Here is a 17989-nt window from a genome sequence, read left to right as displayed (position 1 = left end):
AGGGGGAATTTCAATGAATTTTTTAACGGGTTCAAGATTGTTTATGCAAGATTCAGGAATTACATTATTTTCTTCTTCTCTTTAAAAAATGGTTGAGCCACTTCTGGAAGTAAAAAATCTACATACCCGATTCAATACCGATGAGGGAACGGCCCTCGCGGTGAAGGGGCTGGACTTGACCATCCAAGAGGGTGAAACCTTCGGGTTGGTTGGGGAGTCCGGGTGCGGCAAGAGCGTAACCGCTCTTTCCGTGATCCGGCTCATTCCGGATCCTCCCGGGCGCATCCTGAAGGGCCGTGTCCTGTTCAGGGGCCAGGATTTGCTTCGGCTGAGTGAAGCGAAAATGCGAAGGATCCGGGGGCGTTCCATTTCCATGATTTTCCAGGAGCCTATGACCTCCCTGAACCCGGTTTTCACGATCGGCGCCCAGATGACGGAAATCATCAGGATTCACCGGGGGGTCTCGAAGGCCGAGGCAAAGGAAACGGCCCTGGAGATGCTAATTAAGGTCGGCATACCGGACCCTTCCAGAAAATTCGGGGAATACCCCCACCAGATCAGCGGGGGCATGCGCCAGAGGGTCATGATCGCCATGGCCCTCTCCAGTCGTCCCTCCCTCCTTATTGCCGACGAACCCACCACAGCCCTGGACGTGACCATACAGGCCCAGATCCTCGACCTGCTCATTGAGCTCAAGGAGGAGATGGGCGCAGCTGTTCTCCTGATTACCCACGATCTTGGAGTTATTGCCGAAATGGCCAGCCGGGTGGCGGTGATGTACACGGGCCAAGTAGTGGAGGAAGCGAAGGTCAAGGCCCTTTTCAGAAATCCTTTTCATCCTTATACCCAAGGGTTGATGGCCTCCATTCCCAGTATCACGAAGCCAATCCAAAAGGACAAGCACCTGGAGGTCATCCCGGGCCTGGTCCCCAGCCTTTTTCACCTTCCGGAAGGCTGCACTTTCCGGGAACGGTGTCCCCGGGCCTTAAAAAAATGCCGTGAGGAGCCGCCCCCCCTGATCCGAATCCAGGAAGGCCATGGAGTGCGATGTTGGCTCTATGAATAGAGATGCGTTACTGAAGATAGAAGAACTGAAAAAATACTTCCCCATAGGCGGAGGATTTTTCAGGAAGCCGAAACACTTCGTAAAGGCCGTAGACGGTGTATCTCTCACCATCCGCCGAGGAGAGACCTTCGGACTGGTGGGAGAGTCCGGGTGCGGCAAGACCACCATCGGCCGCTGCATCCTCAGGCTCGAGGAACCCACCGGTGGACGGATCCTCTTCGAGGGTCGAGATATAGCGGGGTTGAATCGCTCGGAAATGCGAACGATTCGTCGGGATATGCAAATCATCTTCCAGGACCCTTACTCATCCCTGAACCCCAGGAAAACCGTGGGCAGGATCATCGGCGAGGCTTTCGCTGTACATGGACTTTACTCCAGGGATGAGAGAAAAAAAAGAAGGGAGGAATTAGCAGCCCTCGTGGGCCTTCGGCCCGAGCACGTTTATCGCTACCCCCACGAGTTTTCCGGTGGACAGCGTCAGAGGGTCTGTGTGGCCCGGGCCCTGGCCTTGAGCCCCAAACTGATCATCGCCGACGAACCGGTTTCAGCCCTTGACGTTTCCATCCAGGCCCAAATCCTCAATCTTCTCTTAGATCTTCAGTCGCGCTTCTCCCTCACCTACCTCTTCATCTCCCATGACTTGAGCGTGGTCCGCCACATCTGCGATCGGGTGGCCGTCATGTACCTCGGTCGGATCGTGGAACTGGCCGACCGAAACGCCCTGTTCACCCGCCCCGGGCACCCCTATACCCGAGCGCTACTCTCCGCTGTTCCAAAACCCGACCCATTCGTCCCCAGAAAGCCCCGCGGGATCAGGGGCGAGGTGCCCAGCCAGGTAAACCCGCCCGGCGGGTGTGCCTTTCATCCGCGTTGTTCCGATGCCCTCCCACAATGTTCGGAAATCCGGCCTGAGCTGATCGAGATCGAGCCGGGGCACTGGGCGGCATGCCACAGGGTATAAGGGGGAGTATCCACAGATTCAAGATTGTTTATGCAAAATTTGGGTTCGAAGGCCTCTATGAATCTACTACGAAGGAGCCGTGAAAGGAGGCGTAAAGCATGCCTAAGAGTGTGTTATGGATCAGGGCGGTCGGGACAGACGAACTCGACACGACCATCAAGGAATTTCTTGACAGAGAAAAGGCCCGGGATGTGGAGATCAAAACCGTCTCCCTCAGCCGGGGACCCCTCCACCTAGAATACCGCTTCTATGAAGCCCTGGTATTGCCAGACGTCCTGCATTGGATCAAGCGGGCGGATCAGGAAGGATATGATGGGGCGGTGGTCGGTTGTTACTATGACGTGGGGCTTTTAGAAGGCAGGGAGATCGCCGAAAGGCTGGTCATGACCGGTCCGGCCGAGGCCTCCATGCACATCGGCGCCACCTTGGGGCATTCATTTTCGATTATTCTCGGCCGCCGCAAATGGATCCCCCGGATGCTGGAAGTAGTGCATCGTTACGGCTTTACAACAAAGCTCTGCTCTCTGAAGGCCATAGATTTCGGTGCTCCCGACCTGCAAAGCGACCCTGAAGAAACCCAGCGCCGCTTCAAGGAAGCGGCGCTGGAAGCGATTGAGAGGGACGGTGCCGAGGTCATCCTACTGGGTTGCACCATGGGATTCGGCTTCTACCGGGCACTTCAGGCCGACCTTGGCGTTCCTGTGATCGATCCCTTGCTCGCTCCCTTGAAGTACCTGGAACTCCTGATGGACTTGAAGGCCCGGTTCAAATGGGGTCCTAGCAGGATAGGCCTCTACCAACCCCCCCAAAAGGAGGAAATCGAAGGATGGGATCTGGAGGGGCAGTACGGGTGGAAGGACGGCCGCAACGGGAGCTAGCCGACCCCCGTCCCCTCACGAAGTCTTGAGGCCCTCTAAAAATTGAAGACCTTGGACTCAGCGGCCAAATCGATCAGGTGCGGACCGCCGTCCAGGACCATGTTGGAGAAAAACTTGGACTCGTCAACCTGACGAGCCTTTGCGCAGGGGATTCAAACTCCGATGGGGACCTCGTTTTCCACTAGGTAGGGGAAATAGTCGTTGGGGCAGTCACCGGTGAGGGTCTTGATATTCATATCCCTCTCAGAGTCTGCCCACATAACTCCCCCATCGATAAAAAACAGATTGACCCGATGTCCCTTTGAATGGGCGATCTTTGCGAACTGAAAACACCGGGTCGCCTTTTCATTGTCATCATGACTCAGGACAAACAAGAAATCGGCCATTTTACCCCTCCCCTCTCAAAAAGTTACTGATCAATCTTATTCCTTCTGCCCCGGCAACCCTTCCAGGGCCTCCAGCACGGTATCGTGAAGTCTGCCGTTGCTTGCCAAAATTCCCCTGTTTTTCTCCAGCTTCTTACCCCTGGAAAAGTCCAGCCGAAGACCGTCCAAATCGGTCACCTTCCCGCCAGCCTCCTCCACGATAACAGCACCTGCAGCATGATCCCAAATATTCTCTGCATATTCCTTCCCTACCGGCACCCGGAGATAGATAGTGGCCTCCCCTCTGGCCACAAGGCCGTATTTCCCCTGGCCGTCCATCCGGAGGGGCTCCCTGGTGACTCCGAGCATTTTTGCGAGCCGGGCGCTGTCTTTATGGGAAGAATGTTCCGATTCGAAGGACTCGGCAAAGAGGGCCCCAGAGGGCCGCTCCTCCAGTGATACAGTGATCCGTTGCTCTCTCTCCTCATCCAGGGGACGCATAAAGGCCCCTTCCCCCTTGGCTGCAAAGAAAAGGCACCCCTGTCCAGGATGCCCCCCCGGGTTATCGAGAACCAACGGAAGATTCGGACATCCCAACACCCCTAGGGTGACTTCCCCGTCTTCCACGAGAGCCAGCGCCACCGCATACTGGGCACCTCTTAAAAACCCTTTCGTTCCATCCACGGGGTCCAGGACCCAGAATCGTCCGGAAGGCCCACCCGAGGCATTTCCTCGATCGATGGCCGCCAGGATCTCTTCCTCATCCAGTTCCGGAACGATTCGACGCACGTGTTGGATAACGGATTCCTTGAGGGCCCCGTTCTCCCTCCTGAGAAGTTGATCCGAACTTTCCTCTCCCATCAGGGGATCAGCCGGGAACGCCATACTCAGATGGTGGGACACCAGGGCCTGTCCCCCGAAATCGGCTACCGTTACCGGGGATCCATCCGTTTTGTTTACTTTTTGCCGGGACATGTGTTCCGATTGGACGTTGCGGCAAAGTCTGCAGGCTTTCAGGACGGCCCGGACGGCCACTTCCCGTTCAAGTTCACGGCTCATGGTCTCAGCTCCAATCTATTAAAGTTCCGAATGCTTGGTGTGCTTCACGTTTCAGGGAGGATCAATCCGGCGAAACGAGGCTCAGGTCGAATCTTCGAGATCCCGAAACTCTCCAGGAGAGAGAGCCCCCGGCACATTGCTTACTCAGAGCCCCTCTCCTTGTCAAGTTAAATCAGGTGCCCCGAGTTCCCTAAGGCGGCCTCAGGTCCATGGAATGCGATCGCGATTTTCATGTAATCTTATTTTCCTCTTGATGAATTACAATGAATTCCTTTATAAGGAAGCTTCGTACCGAGCCCTTTCAAGTGGCCATACCGGAATCAAAACAATCCGGCTTCGATTCAGGCCTCGTCCCACTCCATGTCGAGGCAGGTCGTGGCCTGTTTCCGGCCGGTTTCCCGGCTTGAGCCAGACCGTAGAGAGAGACCTTTGAAAAATGTTCCATTTTGTTCAAGGCCAAGGAAGGCGAAAATTTTAACCATCCCGCTTTAGAATGCCAAGCGGGACAGGCATCCATACATTGGAGTATTTCGAGGATTAAAATTTGTTCGCCCGGTAGCGACGACACCCCACCCAACGGGTGGGTCCCCGGTTTGAGCCTGACCTGTCTGCCGTGCCTGCCTGTCCCCTTGGAACGGCAGTAGGCCCGGCACAGGCAGGCGCGGAGATTGGGCAAAAGGGAGCGTTTTTCAAAGGTCTCAGAGATTGAGGGAAAGGGCCATTTATGGATGGACACGGGTTGACATTATAGGATTCTTTCACTTGTCCATTCTCAGAAGCGCTTTGGGGGAGACCATGAAAATCGCTATCAGCGGCAAGGGGGGTGTGGGGAAAACCACCTTTGCCAGTTTCCTGATCAAGGCATTGGCTGACAGGGGCACGAAGGTGTTGGCCATTGACGCGGACCCGGACGCCAATCTCGCCCAGGCCCTGGGTTTTCAGGGCCGGGAAGATATCGTACCTATCTCCGAGATGAAGGCATTGATCGAGGAAAGGACGGAGGCCAAGGTCGGATCCATGGGCTCCTTTTTCAAACTAAATCCCAAGGTGGACGACCTGCCAGAGAAACTTTCGATCAGGATCAACGGCATACGACTGATGGTCCTGGGAGGAGTAAAAAAGGGCGGTGCTGGATGTATATGTCCTGAGAGCACACTCCTTAAGAGTCTGGTTCGCCACTTGGTCCTTGCCCGGGATGAGGCCGTAGTCCTGGACATGGAGGCAGGGCTGGAGCACTTGGGCCGTGGCACGGCCATGGCGGTGGATAGGCTGATCGTCGTTGTCGAACCGGGGAGGCGCAGCATCGAGACGGCAAATCATATTCGGTCCCTGGCCGGGGACATCGGGCTGAAGAAGGTGAGCCTGGTAGGAAACAAGATACGGAAGGATGAAGACCGGGACTTTTTGCTCCGGCACATGCCGGGCTTCGAGTTTATCGGATTCATCCCCTTCGGAGAAGGCATCATCGAGGCCGACCTCCAGGGCCGTCCGCCCTTTGAAAAGGAGAGCAGCACACTGGCGGTGGTAAACGAGATGATCGAAAAACTGGAGCAGGATGGATAAAAACGCCCCCTGCCCTTTTAAGGTCTTCTCCGTGATTCCGTGTAATCTTTTCTGATCCGAAAAAACGGCGTAACCCCCGAATCGAGTGCGTGGTCTTGATCGGGCTTTTTTCAGATGAAACAAAAAAACCTTCAAGGAGGACATATCCATGGGAAAGAGAATTCACAATTTTAACGCCGGACCCGCTGCACTCCCTTTACCAGTCCTTGAGGAGATCCAGGAAGAATTTCTCGATTTCAAGGGCTCGGGAATGTCCATCACAGAGATCAGCCACAGGTCGAAATGGTTCGATGATGTCATAAATGACGCCGTTGAACGAACCAAGAGACTGCTCGGGCTGGGAGAAGATTTTCACGTGCTCTTCATCCAGGGGGGTGCCAGCTTACAGTTTTGTATGATTCCCATGAATCTGGCCCTGGAAGGGAGGCCCGTGGACTACATAGATACGGGAACCTGGTCCACCAAGGCCATCAAGGAGGCAAGAATCCAGGGGAAGGACGTCCGGGTGATCGCCTCCTCGGAAGATAAAAACTTCTCCTATATCCCGAAGGAGTACCGGGTGGACGAAGATGCCGCCTATCTCCATTTTACTTCCAACAACACCATCAAGGGGACCCAGTGGAGCACCTTTCCTGAGGCGGGAGACGTACCCCTGATTTGCGACATGTCCTCCGATATCATGAGCCGTCCCTTCGACGCCAAGCCTTTCGGCCTGATCTATGCCGGGGCCCAGAAGAACATCGGTCCTGCGGGCACCGCTCTGGTTATTATCCGAAAGGACATGCTTGAAAGGGTCCCTGAGGGGATCCCCACCATGTTGAAATACACCACCTTCTCCGAAAAAAACTCCATGTACAATACGCCTTCCTGTTTTACGATCTACGTCATCGACCTGGTCCTGAAATGGCTGGAGGAGACCATCGGCGGCCTGGCCGAGATGGAACGGGTCAACCGGGAGAAAGGGAAGCTCATATATGACTTCATCGACAAGTCCGATTTTTACAGGGGCACGGCGGAACCCGACAGCCGGTCCCTGATGAACGTAACATTCCGGTGCCCCACCGAAGAGCTGGAAACCAAGTTCGTTGCCGAGGCCCTGAAAGAAGGCCTCGGGGGGCTTAAAGGGCATCGATCCGTCGGGGGTTGCCGGGCGTCCATCTATAACGCCACGGGCATCGATGCAGTGAAGGCCCTTGTCGATTTCATGGGCGAATTCGAAAGGAGAGAGGGTTAACTTGAGAAGGGAAAAAATCGCCGCAATTTTGGCCTCGGATAGGGTCGACTTCAGGGCCACCGTGATGGGCTGGGTCAGGACCAAGCGAGACTCCAAGGGCGGATTCACGTTTATCGAGTTGAATGACGGCTCATGCCTGAGCAATCTCCAGATTATTGCGGACGAAAAATTGCCAAATTACACGGGAGAAGTTCTCAAGCTCAATACGGGATGTTCCATCCGGGTTACGGGGATGCTCGTGGCCTCTCCCGGTAAGGGGCAAAAGGTGGAAATGCGGGCTGAAGAGATCCAGGTTCTGGGTTGGGCGGACCCCGCTAAATACCCCCTTCAGAAAAAACGGCACTCTTTTGAGTTCCTGCGCACTATTGCACACCTTAGGCCCCGCACCAATACCTTCGGGGCCGTGGCCAGGGTTCGAAATACGATGAGCATGGCCATCCACACCTTTTTCCAGGAGCGGGATTTTCTTTATATCCACACTCCCATCATTACAGGGAGCGATTGCGAAGGGGCCGGGGAGATGTTCAAGGTGACGACATTTGACCTCCGGGATGTGCCTTGCAGGGACGGGGAAGTGGATTTTCAACAGGATTTTTTTTCCGCCCCGGCGAATCTGACCGTAAGCGGGCAGCTCGAAGCGGAGGTCTACGCCCTGGCCTTGGGAGATGTCTATACCTTCGGCCCCACCTTCAGGGCGGAAAACTCAAACACCTCGCGGCACCTCGCGGAGTTCTGGATGGTGGAGCCTGAAATGGCCTTTTGCGAACTGGATGGAAACATCGAGCTGGCCGTTTCTCTCCTGAAGCACATCTTCCGTGACGTGCTTGAACGGTGCCCAGAAGACATGGCCTTTTTCAACCGCTTCATCGATCCTACCACCCTTGAAACCCTTGAAGGAATCGTTGCCAAGGATTTCGATGTCATTACTTACACCGAGGCCGTGGATCTCCTGGGCAAGGCCAAGGTGAAATTCGAGTTTCCTGTCTTCTGGGGATGCGACTTACAATCGGAACACGAGAGGTATCTCTGCGAAAAGGTTTTCAACCGCCCCATCGTTCTCATCGACTATCCGAAGGAGATCAAGGCCTTTTACATGAAACTCAACCCGGACGGCAAGACCGTCCGGGCCATGGACGTCCTGGTGCCAAAGATCGGTGAGATTATCGGTGGGAGCCAGAGGGAGGATGATTACGATACGCTTCTTGAAAGAATAAAGGAAGCAGGGCTGAACCCTGATGATTACTGGTGGTACCTGGACCTGAGGAAGTTCGGCACCGCCCCCCATTCCGGCTTCGGTCTGGGTTTCGAGCGGTTGATCCAGTTCGTGACAGGGATGGCCAATATCCGGGACGTAATCCCCTTTCCCAGGACCCCCGGCAACGTGAGTTTTTAAAAGATCCAACCGCTGAAGGACCGGATCTTTTAATGAAACCGCCGTTCCCCTCCGCCCTCAAGGATGGAAAGCCCGATCAGGTAGTGCCCCTTGAAACGGCCTTCCTCTTCCTTGGTGATATGCCTGATCTCCGTATCCAGGTAAAGTGTGGGTCGTCCACTGTTCCCGGTGTAATACTTGAGCGGGAGTACGTCTCCCACCTTCAACGCTCCTAGAATTTCTGAATTCTCCTTCACGAGAACACACATAGATCCCGGAACGGTATTCCAGATTCGGAACTGGTGAAGGCACTGCAGCCCCTGGATCGAGAACTCTACACTTTCAAATTTTTCTTCCTCATCAGTCCCGGCCCTGAATCCGTTTGGAGGGGATTTTCGTTCGGCGACATCCGTTTTCATTCACGCCTTCTCCCTGAGTAATGATGTGACCCCGGATGGATCCATCATGGTATCGCGACAGAATGGGGTTATGGTAAATTTTTGCAAGAATTATACCAATTACCAAAAACGCAAAACATCCTTTCCTTAATTCACCCTCCCGTGTTCCCCTTTCATCTTCTCTCTCAACATGAAAAACGAAACGGTCCCTTAATTCCCTGCCGTTCAGGGGCAGTGGGCAGCAAACACAGTGAAAGGGAAGTACTTTCAAAATGGAACCGGTTCTCTTCACCGTGCCTGGGGACCCTTTCGAGATCCAGCGGAAACGTCAAAATATTGACTCGACATGTATTTTTTTTCATACATGTCGAGTCCTTTTCCCTGAAGTTATTGTAACGTTTCTTACCTTCGTAAAAGCCGTGCCACCAGAAGTAGTCCGGTGTCATCATGGTTGCTCCCATGCGGGATCGACGCCCTTCATGGTGTCACATTTGCGGGGCTCTACTTCCAGGCGCTCGTCAAACACTTGGTCCGATCCATCAAGCCCTTGGCTCAAGCTCTTAGAACAGCAAGCCTTACCCCTGGACCCCTTGAATCCTTGAACCCTACTCAAAAAACCGATCGAACTAGTGCCCATCCATAAATAGGCAATTTTGTTCAAGGTCAAGGAAGGCGAAGATTTTAACCGCCCCGCTTGGGATACTAAGCGGGACAGGCAGGCGCAGAGATTGGGGAAAAGGGGCATTTATGGATGGGCACGAACTAAAGTCTTCGCCTGAAGGCCCAAGGTTCTCCCCTTCCCAGAATGGCACATTAAAGCATACTGACAGCGCCCGATGGGTGAAGGGAAAAGGGATGTTCCCGCCAGACACCCGGCGGGCGAGCCGCGCCAAACACATGCATAATTTGGGATTATTTCATAAAGTCATAAACGGCGTCCAGGTCCTGATCCGGGACATCAAAAACGTCGTTGTGAGGGGGCAATTTTTCCGTCTTGAAGAATTCCGGCAACCGGTCATCGGCCGACGTGAACCCTGCCCGGGCGTTGAAATCCCTTTCCATGGCCAGGACCTTCTTCCCTAGCCCCAGGAAATCGTCTCCACTCATTGTCAGCCCATACTTTGCATTAATCATGTCAACGATGGCGTTGTAAGCGTCGGGGTTCTCCGAAACGGGAAAGGCCACGAATACGCAGAGGCCGGCCGAGTCGACAGCCGCCGTCACGATCTGGAGATCCCTGGAGAGGGCCATCTGCCCTTCAGGTTTCAAAGGATCCACGTCCCCGCCGACCTTCATGACATTAGGCCCGATGGTGTAACCGGCCGTGTGATCCGCGCCCATGGTCGAAGTGGCGTAGGTCACGCCGATCCCCTTGATGGCCCGGGGATCATAGGCCGGGAGGGCCTGTCCCTTCACCACGGGAACCCGCCTCACCCCGAACGCCTTTCCAACCACGGCCGCCCCGGAGCCCAGTATGCGACCAAGGGGGCTCCCCTTTCCTATCTCGGCCAGCAATTCCTCGGCACCGGCCGCATCCCCGAAGGCCTTGATTCCCGCCTCCATGGCCACGGCCACGGCATTTCCCGTCTCGATGGTATCAAGTCCAATATCATCACATGCTCGGTCGATCCGCGCGATCGCATCCAGGTCGTCGATGCCGCAGTTGGGCCCCCATGCCCAAACCGTCTCGTATTCAGGCCACTTGGATACATAATTGCCTTCCTTATCATTAAAGATGCCCGAACAACGGATGACGCACCCGGTCATACAGCCGTGGCTCGTGTCACCATTCCGCTCAGTTGTGATCTTATTCAGGCTCTCACCTCCGACCTTATCGGCCCCTTCAAAGCGTCCTGAGCTGAAATTGCGTGTGGGAAGGCCACCTGCCTCGTTGATGATGTTTATAAGAATATCAGTCCCATAGTTGGTGAGCCCCTGGCTGGTCACCGGGTGTTCCTGGAGAGCCTTGGCGAACCGTTTCGCCGCGGCCTTGAAAGACTCGACGTCTGCGATGGGTGCCTGTGCGCCCTCCGATGGGTCAATGACGATCGCCTTGAGACCTTTCGAACCCATCACGGCTCCCATCCCGCCCCGGCCCGCATGCCTCGTCGGGCGCAGTTCCCGGTCCGTGAACGCCACAGTGGCGGCACTCAGCCTCCACTCCCCGGCCTGTCCGATGCTTACATACCCCGCCTGGTCACCGTATGTCTGCCTGAGCCTTTCCACTGTTTCGTAATTTCCAAGTCCCTTCAAGTCATCGGCCGGCGTCAACTCCGCCTTGTCTTTGGAGACATAAAGTTTGTAAAGACTTTCCTTTTCAGGGAGACCTTCTACCACGATCGCTGCGATGCCGAGCCGGGCGAGGTAGAGGCCCGCCTGACCGCCGGAGTTGGATTCTTTGATGGTTCCCGTCAAGGGGCTCTTGGCTCCCACCGAGATCCTCCCGGAATTGGCGCAATTGGTTCCACCAAGAAGACCCGGAGCCAGGACCAGCTTGTTACCTGGCCCGATGGCCGTACAGGTGGGATCCACTTCATTAGCGACGATGGCCGATGTTAAACCTCTTCCTCCAAGCCCCTGGTATTTTTCGGGTACGTCTTCGTATCGTGCGGAAAGATCGGACATGTTGACTCTCAGGATCTTAAACATGGCGGCCTCCTTTCAGAAAAATAAATGGAGATGAACAATAGCGGATTCAAGACATGATGCCACACCCGGGGTGCCCGGAGCAAGCAAAAACACAAAGAACTCAAGCAGTTATATCATTATTGACATATCTTTTTCCCCCTCTGTTGACTTGGGGAACCCTTTTAGGAAATAATCATTTTTAACGGGGCCGCCTGTTTAAACACGGACTTTCCGGCCCCGCCCTATTCCGGGGAGGCTAGGCAATGGCACTGAGGATTTTCTTGAGTTCTTCTCTTCGTAAATTCGTGCCAAGCTACGATCCCGATACGGGATTGGATTTGACTGTAGAGAAGGGCGCGAGCGTGGCTGAGGTTTGCGGAATACTGGGGATTCCCGCTGACTCCGTCAAAGTCATCATGGTGGACGGACGGAGCAAATCCCTGGACCACACCTTGACCGGGAATGAAAGGGTAGCCCTTTTTCCCCCTGTAGGAGGGGGTTAGGATGAAGGAACAGGCATCACCCGATCTGCTTGAAATCCGGGTCTTCGGCTCCCTTAGACGGCACCTGGAAAGGCAGGATTTCCCCTTTGAGCTGGAACGAAGCCTCTCTTCAGCGGGCGGGATCGCCCGGGACATCGCCCGAAGCCTCGGTCTGCCTCCCGGCGAAATCGAGGCCGTCTTCCGTAACGGACGGGTGATCAATATTCACGACCGGGTCTTTCCAGGGGACAGGGTGGCCTTTTTCCCGAAAGGGACCCCGGGGCCCTATCGGGTCTTTCTCGGGATGATCAGGGAGAACATCAAACGGGCCGGAAAGGAGAAATCCTAAGAGAAATGGAAAAGGGGAATAGTAAACGGCGAACAGAAGACATCCGGCGTCTTCTTGAGGAGCGGGCCCGTGGAATCATACATCCGGGGGGCAGGGAAATCAAGGTCATCGGAGAACAGGATGCGCTGGATATCGCAGAAAAGTGCGGTCTCGGAATCCCAGGGGTTTTCCTCGCGGCCCTCGAACAGAGGATCTGCCCCCGCAGGTATATTCGAAACCTGGAAAGCCTTTCCGTCAAGGACCAGTGGATCCTAGCCCGCAGCCGTGCGGCCGTCATCGGGGCAGGGGGTCTTGGCGGCCAGGTCATCCTGATCCTCGCCAGGATCGGGGTCGGAAATCTGGTGGTAGCGGATGGGGATCGCTTTGATGAAACCAATCTGAACCGCCAGGCCCTCTGTACGGTGGAAGCCTTAGGTCGGTTCAAGTCCCAGGTAGCCGAGGAGGTGGTTCAAAAAGTGAATCCCGGGGTGACCGTCATCCCCCACCAGACTCGACTGGACGCCTCCACTGCCCCGGAGATCCTTCGGGGATCGGATGTGGTGGTGGATGCCCTGGACACGATCAGCGACCGATTTATCCTGGAACGGGCGGCCAGGGAACTCGGCATTCCCCTGGTACATGGGGCCGTGGCGGGGTTCGAGGGGCGGCTGATGACCATCTTCCCTGAAGATTCCGGGATGGCCTCATTGTACGGGGTCGAGGATGGAGGGGAAGAGGGCAGGACCACCCCGGAGGCCCTTTTAGGTGTCCCGGCGCCCACCCCCGCCCTCCTTGCCACGCTTCAGGCCATGGAAACCATAAAAATCCTGCTCGGAAGAGGCCCCTTGATGAGAAACAGAATGCTATACGCAGACCTGGATGGCGGCAGTTTGGAGACGTTCTCCTTTGATGAAGAAAACCGGGATACGAGGTCCTGAATCGGTGGTAAAAAGGATGAAGGTCATCAGGAAACGTTTCGCGGAGGGGGCGGGGGAGGCTGAAGGCACAGTTGTGATTATCGACGTCTTCAGGGCCTTTTCCTGCGAACCCCTCTTTTTTCATTTCGGGGCCGAAAGAGTCTTCCTTGAAGCCCGACCTCGGGAGGCGATGCGGTTGAAAAGGGAGCACCCTGACTGGATCCTGGTAGGCGAGCAGAACGAAGTTCCTTTACCCGGCGCGGACCTTGGCAATTCCCCCTCGGAAGTGATTCTAAAAGGAGAGTCCTTTTTCCGTGGCCGGACCGTGCTTCACAGGACGACGGCCGGTGTGAGAGGGGTCTTCGCAGCCATCGACACGGCCGATGAGGTACTCCTTGGAAGTTACCTGACGGCTGCGGCCACTGCGGGGTATATCCACGAAATATCTCCCGGGGTCGTAACCCTCGTAGCCATGGGAGACCGGGCCGAGAGACCGGCCCCGGAGGATGACGCCTGTGCCGACTACATTGAACACCTGCTCACGGGACGCTCATATGACCCTCTTCAGGCCATCAAGGACATCCTCTATCAGCCTACCGCCCAGAAATTCATCCTTGGTACCCGGTCCTATCTGCCCCGGGAAGACCCGACCATCTGCCTCCAAAGGGATCTTTTCGATTTCGCACTGACCGCTCGCAGGGCGGATGAAAGGATTCGGGTCTTCCCGGTCAAAGGGAGAGGAATCAAGCGTCCAGCTTGTATTCTTTGATCTTCGCGTGGAGTATCGGCCGGCTGATTTCCAGGATCTTGGCCGCCCGGGAGCGGTTTCCTCCCGTCAGTTCCAAGGCCCTGCGTATGAGGTTTCGCTCCAGGACGCGGGAAGCCTTCTTGATGGACAGGGTCTGCTCCGGGTCTTCCGCCACTGGATATCCCTCGCCCGAGGTGATGGAGGAAGGTAGGTCATCCGGGGTGATCCACCGGCCCTTTGCAAGCAATACCGCTCGTTCCGTCACATTTTCCAACTCCCTGACGTTTCCCGGCCAGGAATATCCCATAAGAATGGGCATGGTCTGGGAAGAGGGCCCCTGGATATTCTTCCCGAGTTTCTTATTGAAAACATCGATGAAGTAACCGAAGAGCAAGGGAATATCACCACGCCTCTCCCTGAGTGGAGGCAGGTGGATGGTGAGGACATTGATCCTGTAAAAGAGATCCTCCCGAAACCGACCTTCCTTTACCTCTCTTTGTAGGTCCCTGGCCGTGGCCGCGATGACCCTGACATCCACCTTCTTTGAACGGGAGGAACCGAGAGGCATAATTTCCTGATCCTGGAGGACCCTGAGCAGCTTGACTTGAAGGGAAAGGGGCATATCCCCGATCTCGTCGAGAAAAAGGGTCCCGCCGTCCGCTTCTTCGAACCGGCCCGGCTTGTCCCGGACGGCGTCTGTGAAGGCCCCTTTCTTATACCCGAAGAGTTCGCTTTCCAGGAGAGTCTCCGGGATCCCTGCGCAATTGATGCTCACAAGGGAACGATCCGCCCTGGGACTGCTCGAATGGATGGCCTTGGCTATCAATTCCTTTCCGGTTCCGCTCTCCCCTGTGATGAGTACTGTGGTCTTGTGGTCGGAAACCTTGCGGACCAGTTCGAAGACCTCGGCCATGGCCTCGCTTCTCGCAATTATATTATTGAAAGAGTATTTCTTCTCGATCTCATGGATCCTGGTCTTGAGCTCCCGGTTCTCTTCTTTGAGCCTTTCTCGTTCCTCGGCCTTTTTCAAGGTGAGAAGCACTTCGTCCTGTTTGAAGGGTTTGGAGATATAATCATAGGCCCCTGACTTCATGGCCTCGATGGCGGTATCAATGGTCCCGTAAGCGGACATCATGATGTAGGTCTTTTCCGGGAACATCTCCCTGGCCTTCTCCAGGAAAGCCATTCCGTCCATTTTCGGCATCTTCAGGTCGCAAAGGACAAAATCGAAATCCATCCGCTCCATCCTTCGAATACCCTCAAGGCCGTCCGCGGCGGTCTCGGCCGCGTACCCGGCCTTGCTCAACATCGTTCTGAGCATGTGGCGCATGTTCTTTTCATCGTCGATTATGAGTACGCGTTTCTCTCCCATGCCCTTTCCCGTCTATTTCCCCTCGTGAAGGGGAATGGTGATCCTGATTCTCGTTCCCTCGCCCGGTCTGCTTTCCGCCTCCATGGTGCCCCCGAGCCCCTCGATGATGCTATAGGATACGGATAATCCCAGCCCCGTCCCCTTTCCCGGCTCTTTGGTAGTAAAAAAGGGATCGAAGATCCGGGAGAGATCTTCCGGGCCGATCCCAGGACCCGTGTCCTGAAAGACCAGCTCAATGGCACCATCCCTGCATTCGCTCCTGATCGTGAGGGACCCTGAATCTTCTCGTTCCCCGCCGGGATTTCCTTCAGCCATGGCGTCCGCGGCATTCATGATAACGTTGAGGAAGACTTGCTGCAACTGGTTGGAATCCGCGAAAACACGGTCTTTCCTGGCCTCGAGGTGGAGGTGGACCGTGACCTCCGACATCATGGGTTGGGGGGCGAGGATATCCAGGGTCTTCCGCAGAGAATCATGGACGGACACCACTTCCGGCTCCCCCTCCGACGGCCTGGAAAAATCCAGGAGTTTCCGGATGATGCCGTTGATCCTCGTGATCTCTTCTTCCATACGCTCCAGGTAGTCTTTCTTCTCTTCCTCGCTTACTTCTCCCTTCTCCAGCAATTCGATGTATCCGAGCACGATTCCAATAGGATTCCCGATCTCGTGGGCGATTCCGGCCGCCAGTTTTCCAACGGATGCAAACTTCTCGGAGCGGATGATTTCCTGTTGCGCCTGCCGCAGTTCTCTATTGGCCTTTTCCAGGGATTCCACATGCTGCTCGAGCTGGAGCTTGTTCTCCTCCAAACGCTTAATCATGTTGTTCAGGGCCTTGGACAATTCCCCGATTTCATTTCCGCTCTCATCTTCAATGGGTGGGATCCACTCGCCCTTCCCATATTCGGAAGTAATCTTGAGAAGTTTCCTGATCGGCCGGAGAACGATGCGGGAAAGGAGATATCCGCCCACCAGGAGGAGAATGAAACTGTCAAGAAGAACATACATGAGAATGACCCGCTGAGACGCCCTGAGCTGCCGGTACAGAGGCTCGAGGGATGATCTCAGGTGCAGGAACCCGAAAGGCTCCCGCGACAATGGAAATGGGGCGGTTATGGTAATGAATCTGGGAGCATGCCAGATAACCCCCCAGGTCTTCTCTTCAAAACGAAAGGAGGGGCCGTTCTTAGGAAAAGATTGGAAATCAGGAAGGGGCAGGTCCTGCCTCCTGATTCCGGGAGAGATTACACGACATATCTCTTTACCGTCGGAATCGAAAATAACAAAAGCAGCCTCACCCAGATCTTCGAGCAATTCCCTCGTCTCGCTTTCGAAGGATTCCTCTAGAGGCTCTCTAACTGCTCTTCCGTTTTCGTGCAGCCAGCGGGTCAAACGTTGCTCTATGGCATGGAAAACTATTCTGGAGGATTGGACCCTGGCCTGGATGAGGTCCCTTTCAGCGAACTTCACCATGACCACGTTGATCAGGAGCATGGCGGCCAGGATGAGAAAGATCAACTCGACAAGTATTCCGGTCCTCAGGCTGTAGAAGGATTTTCCCATAATCCATTAATTCCCTGACAGCATCCCGAGATACCAGATGAGGAGGGCTTCCCCGAAATAGAGATACATCAGGGAGCCGAGAGCGAGGAAGGGACCGAAGGGAATCCTGCTCCGCAACCCTTTACCCGATACAAGGAGCGAAAGCCCTCCAATAAGGATTCCGGCAAGGGAGGAGGTGAGAATAACGAAAGGGAGACTCCGCCATCCCAGCCAGGCTCCTATCATGGCCAGCAGTTTTACATCTCCACCTCCCATGCCTTCTTTTCCTGTGAGTTTTTTGAACAGCAAGGCAATGAGAAAAAGAAAACCTCCCCCCCCGATGACTCCGATAAGGGAATCCGACCAAGTCGTCCCGGTCCATCCCGGCAGGGAAGCCAGGAAACCTGCGGCTATACCCGGAAGGGAGATGATATCCGGGATGATCTTGTGGTGTAGATCAATAAAACTGATCACCACAAGGGATGATGAAAAGATCAGGAGGGTGCCGTAAGAAAAGCTCGGGCCGTAGCGGAGAAAAAGGGACAGGCTCAGGAGCCCTGTCACGAGTTCCACCACGGGATAGTGGATCGGGATGGGAGCACGGCAGGATCGACATTTCCCGCGGAGTAAGATATAACTCAGGACGGGAATATTGTCGTAGAATCGGATCCTATGGCCGCACTGCGGGCAACTGGAGGGCGGACGAACGATGGACCTTTCGCGGGGCAGGCGAAAGATGCATACATTCAAAAAGCTTCCCAGGACAAGGCCGAACAAGAAAGAGAATAGAGGAGCCATAGGACCCTGCACCATTTCATCCCCCAGCCTTACAATCGATTGAGAGGGGTTATTGATATCCGCAATCTTGCAAGCGTCGAGTTTACCAAATCAGCTTCGTTATAAGCCTTTGCAGTAGGCGGTTATTGTTACGCAACCGCAAGTTCAAGGAAGGCGAAAATTTCAACCACAGGAATACATTTAGTATTTTGAGGATTGAAATTTAAGCCTGACGCAGAAATTGGGCAAAAGGGGGCGTTTTTCAAAGGTCTCGTATCTTCGGCTAAATCGACTCTTGCAAG

Annotated in this window: 17 protein-coding genes; 10 read left to right on the top strand and 7 right to left on the bottom strand. The window is 55.0% G+C overall.

Annotated features, from left to right (window positions below; translation table 11 throughout):
- Positions 1-88: 88 nt before the first annotated feature.
- From JRF57_08455 to JRF57_08445, 3 genes are all read left to right on the top strand, one after another.
- Entirely contained in the window at positions 89-1066 is a 978-nt protein-coding gene (locus JRF57_08455; protein ID MBW2303726.1) for an ABC transporter ATP-binding protein, read from the top strand.
- A complete protein-coding gene (locus JRF57_08450; GenBank protein MBW2303725.1) occupies positions 1059-2027 on the top strand; it encodes a dipeptide ABC transporter ATP-binding protein in 969 nt (322 codons plus the stop codon). Before JRF57_08455 ends, JRF57_08450 begins: the two co-directional genes overlap by 8 nt.
- A 98-nt stretch (positions 2028-2125) precedes the next feature.
- Entirely contained in the window at positions 2126-2905 is a 780-nt protein-coding gene (locus tag JRF57_08445) for a hydantoin racemase (protein ID MBW2303724.1), read from the top strand.
- 35 nt (positions 2906-2940) lie between these two features.
- Here JRF57_08445 and JRF57_08440 read toward each other — a convergent pair whose 3' ends face one another.
- Together JRF57_08440 and JRF57_08435 are read right to left on the bottom strand one after the other, a co-directional pair.
- Positions 2941-3291: a DsrE family protein gene (locus tag JRF57_08440; GenBank protein ID MBW2303723.1), complete on the bottom strand. Its 351-nt coding sequence runs from the start codon at positions 3289-3291 to the stop codon at positions 2941-2943.
- A gap of 36 nt (positions 3292-3327) precedes the next feature.
- Positions 3328-4329, bottom strand: coding sequence for a 3'(2'),5'-bisphosphate nucleotidase (locus JRF57_08435; GenBank protein ID MBW2303722.1), 1002 nt, complete (start codon positions 4327-4329; stop codon positions 3328-3330).
- 795 nt (positions 4330-5124) lie between these two features.
- On the opposite strand from JRF57_08435, the gene JRF57_08430 reads away from it, so the two are divergent.
- From JRF57_08430 to asnS, 3 genes are all read left to right on the top strand, one after another.
- Entirely contained in the window at positions 5125-5892 is a 768-nt protein-coding gene (locus JRF57_08430; GenBank protein MBW2303721.1) for an AAA family ATPase, read from the top strand.
- Positions 5893-6040: 148 nt separating this feature from the next.
- The gene (serC, locus tag JRF57_08425; GenBank protein MBW2303720.1) at positions 6041-7126 is read left to right on the top strand and encodes a 3-phosphoserine/phosphohydroxythreonine transaminase; all 1086 of its coding nucleotides are present in this window, start codon (positions 6041-6043) and stop codon (positions 7124-7126) included.
- A gap of 1 nt (position 7127) precedes the next feature.
- The gene (gene asnS, locus JRF57_08420; protein ID MBW2303719.1) at positions 7128-8519 is read left to right on the top strand and encodes an asparagine--tRNA ligase; all 1392 of its coding nucleotides are present in this window, start codon (positions 7128-7130) and stop codon (positions 8517-8519) included.
- A 29-nt stretch (positions 8520-8548) separates the two neighbouring features.
- On the opposite strand, the gene JRF57_08415 is transcribed toward asnS, so the two are convergent.
- Both JRF57_08415 and JRF57_08410 read right to left on the bottom strand, forming a co-directional pair.
- Positions 8549-8917 carry a hypothetical protein gene (locus JRF57_08415; GenBank protein ID MBW2303718.1) on the bottom strand — a complete coding sequence of 123 codons (369 nt, stop codon included), beginning with the start codon at positions 8915-8917 and terminating at the stop codon, positions 8549-8551.
- An 891-nt stretch (positions 8918-9808) separates the two neighbouring features.
- Positions 9809-11545 (bottom strand): aldehyde ferredoxin oxidoreductase, encoded by a 1737-nt coding sequence (locus JRF57_08410; protein ID MBW2303717.1) that lies wholly within the window; start codon positions 11543-11545, stop codon positions 9809-9811.
- A 242-nt stretch (positions 11546-11787) separates the two neighbouring features.
- Here JRF57_08410 and JRF57_08405 point away from each other — a divergent pair, with 242 nt between their 5' ends.
- The 4 genes from JRF57_08405 to JRF57_08390 are packed head-to-tail and all read left to right on the top strand — an operon-like array spanning position 11788 to position 14020.
- Complete coding sequence (locus JRF57_08405; protein ID MBW2303716.1) at positions 11788-12027, top strand: MoaD/ThiS family protein; 240 nt, start codon at positions 11788-11790, stop codon at positions 12025-12027.
- Position 12028: 1 nt separating this feature from the next.
- A complete protein-coding gene (locus tag JRF57_08400) occupies positions 12029-12355 on the top strand; it encodes a MoaD/ThiS family protein (protein MBW2303715.1) in 327 nt (108 codons plus the stop codon).
- 5 nt (positions 12356-12360) lie between these two features.
- On the top strand, positions 12361-13272 hold the full coding sequence (locus JRF57_08395; protein MBW2303714.1) for a HesA/MoeB/ThiF family protein: 912 nt from the start codon (positions 12361-12363) through the stop codon (positions 13270-13272).
- On the top strand, positions 13241-14020 hold the full coding sequence (locus JRF57_08390; protein ID MBW2303713.1) for a 2-phosphosulfolactate phosphatase: 780 nt from the start codon (positions 13241-13243) through the stop codon (positions 14018-14020). Before JRF57_08395 ends, JRF57_08390 begins: the two co-directional genes overlap by 32 nt.
- Here JRF57_08390 and JRF57_08385 read toward each other — a convergent pair.
- From JRF57_08385 to JRF57_08375, 3 genes are read right to left on the bottom strand one after another with little or no spacing between them, the layout of a single operon-like run.
- Positions 13995-15371, bottom strand: a complete 1377-nt coding sequence (locus JRF57_08385; protein ID MBW2303712.1) for a sigma-54-dependent Fis family transcriptional regulator — start codon at positions 15369-15371, stop codon at positions 13995-13997. The genes JRF57_08390 and JRF57_08385 overlap by 26 nt on opposite strands.
- Before the next feature lie 12 nt (positions 15372-15383).
- On the bottom strand, positions 15384-16931 hold the full coding sequence (locus JRF57_08380; GenBank protein MBW2303711.1) for a HAMP domain-containing protein: 1548 nt from the start codon (positions 16929-16931) through the stop codon (positions 15384-15386).
- 6 nt (positions 16932-16937) lie between these two features.
- Positions 16938-17708 (bottom strand): prepilin peptidase, encoded by a 771-nt coding sequence (locus JRF57_08375; protein ID MBW2303710.1) that lies wholly within the window; start codon positions 17706-17708, stop codon positions 16938-16940.
- Positions 17709-17989 lie beyond the last annotated feature (281 nt).

The organism is Deltaproteobacteria bacterium (genome assembly GCA_019310525.1).
GTDB lineage: Bacteria > Desulfobacterota > DSM-4660 > Desulfatiglandales > HGW-15 > JAFDEE01.
The sequence above is the reverse complement of the archived record's forward strand: the minus strand, read 5'-3'. Positions and strand labels throughout refer to the sequence as shown.

Bases quoted from the DNA above. Each gene is read 5' to 3' on its own strand.
- JRF57_08410 (MBW2303717.1), bottom strand. From the start codon at position 11,545: ATGTTTAAGATCCTGAGAGTCAACATGTCCGATCTTTCCGCACGATAC.
- JRF57_08455 (MBW2303726.1), top strand. From the start codon at position 89: ATGGTTGAGCCACTTCTGGAAGTAAAAAATCTACATACCCGATTCAAT.
- JRF57_08445 (MBW2303724.1), top strand. From the start codon at position 2,126: ATGCCTAAGAGTGTGTTATGGATCAGGGCGGTCGGGACAGACGAACTC.
- JRF57_08375 (MBW2303710.1), bottom strand. From the start codon at position 17,708: ATGGCTCCTCTATTCTCTTTCTTGTTCGGCCTTGTCCTGGGAAGCTTT.
- JRF57_08385 (MBW2303712.1), bottom strand. From the start codon at position 15,371: ATGGGAGAGAAACGCGTACTCATAATCGACGATGAAAAGAACATGCGC.
- JRF57_08415 (MBW2303718.1), bottom strand. From the start codon at position 8,917: ATGAAAACGGATGTCGCCGAACGAAAATCCCCTCCAAACGGATTCAGG.
- serC (MBW2303720.1), top strand. From the start codon at position 6,041: ATGGGAAAGAGAATTCACAATTTTAACGCCGGACCCGCTGCACTCCCT.
- JRF57_08400 (MBW2303715.1), top strand. From the start codon at position 12,029: ATGAAGGAACAGGCATCACCCGATCTGCTTGAAATCCGGGTCTTCGGC.
- JRF57_08395 (MBW2303714.1), top strand. From the start codon at position 12,361: ATGGAAAAGGGGAATAGTAAACGGCGAACAGAAGACATCCGGCGTCTT.
- JRF57_08435 (MBW2303722.1), bottom strand. From the start codon at position 4,329: ATGAGCCGTGAACTTGAACGGGAAGTGGCCGTCCGGGCCGTCCTGAAA.
- JRF57_08380 (MBW2303711.1), bottom strand. From the start codon at position 16,931: ATGGGAAAATCCTTCTACAGCCTGAGGACCGGAATACTTGTCGAGTTG.
- JRF57_08405 (MBW2303716.1), top strand. From the start codon at position 11,788: ATGGCACTGAGGATTTTCTTGAGTTCTTCTCTTCGTAAATTCGTGCCA.
- JRF57_08450 (MBW2303725.1), top strand. From the start codon at position 1,059: ATGAATAGAGATGCGTTACTGAAGATAGAAGAACTGAAAAAATACTTC.
- JRF57_08430 (MBW2303721.1), top strand. From the start codon at position 5,125: ATGAAAATCGCTATCAGCGGCAAGGGGGGTGTGGGGAAAACCACCTTT.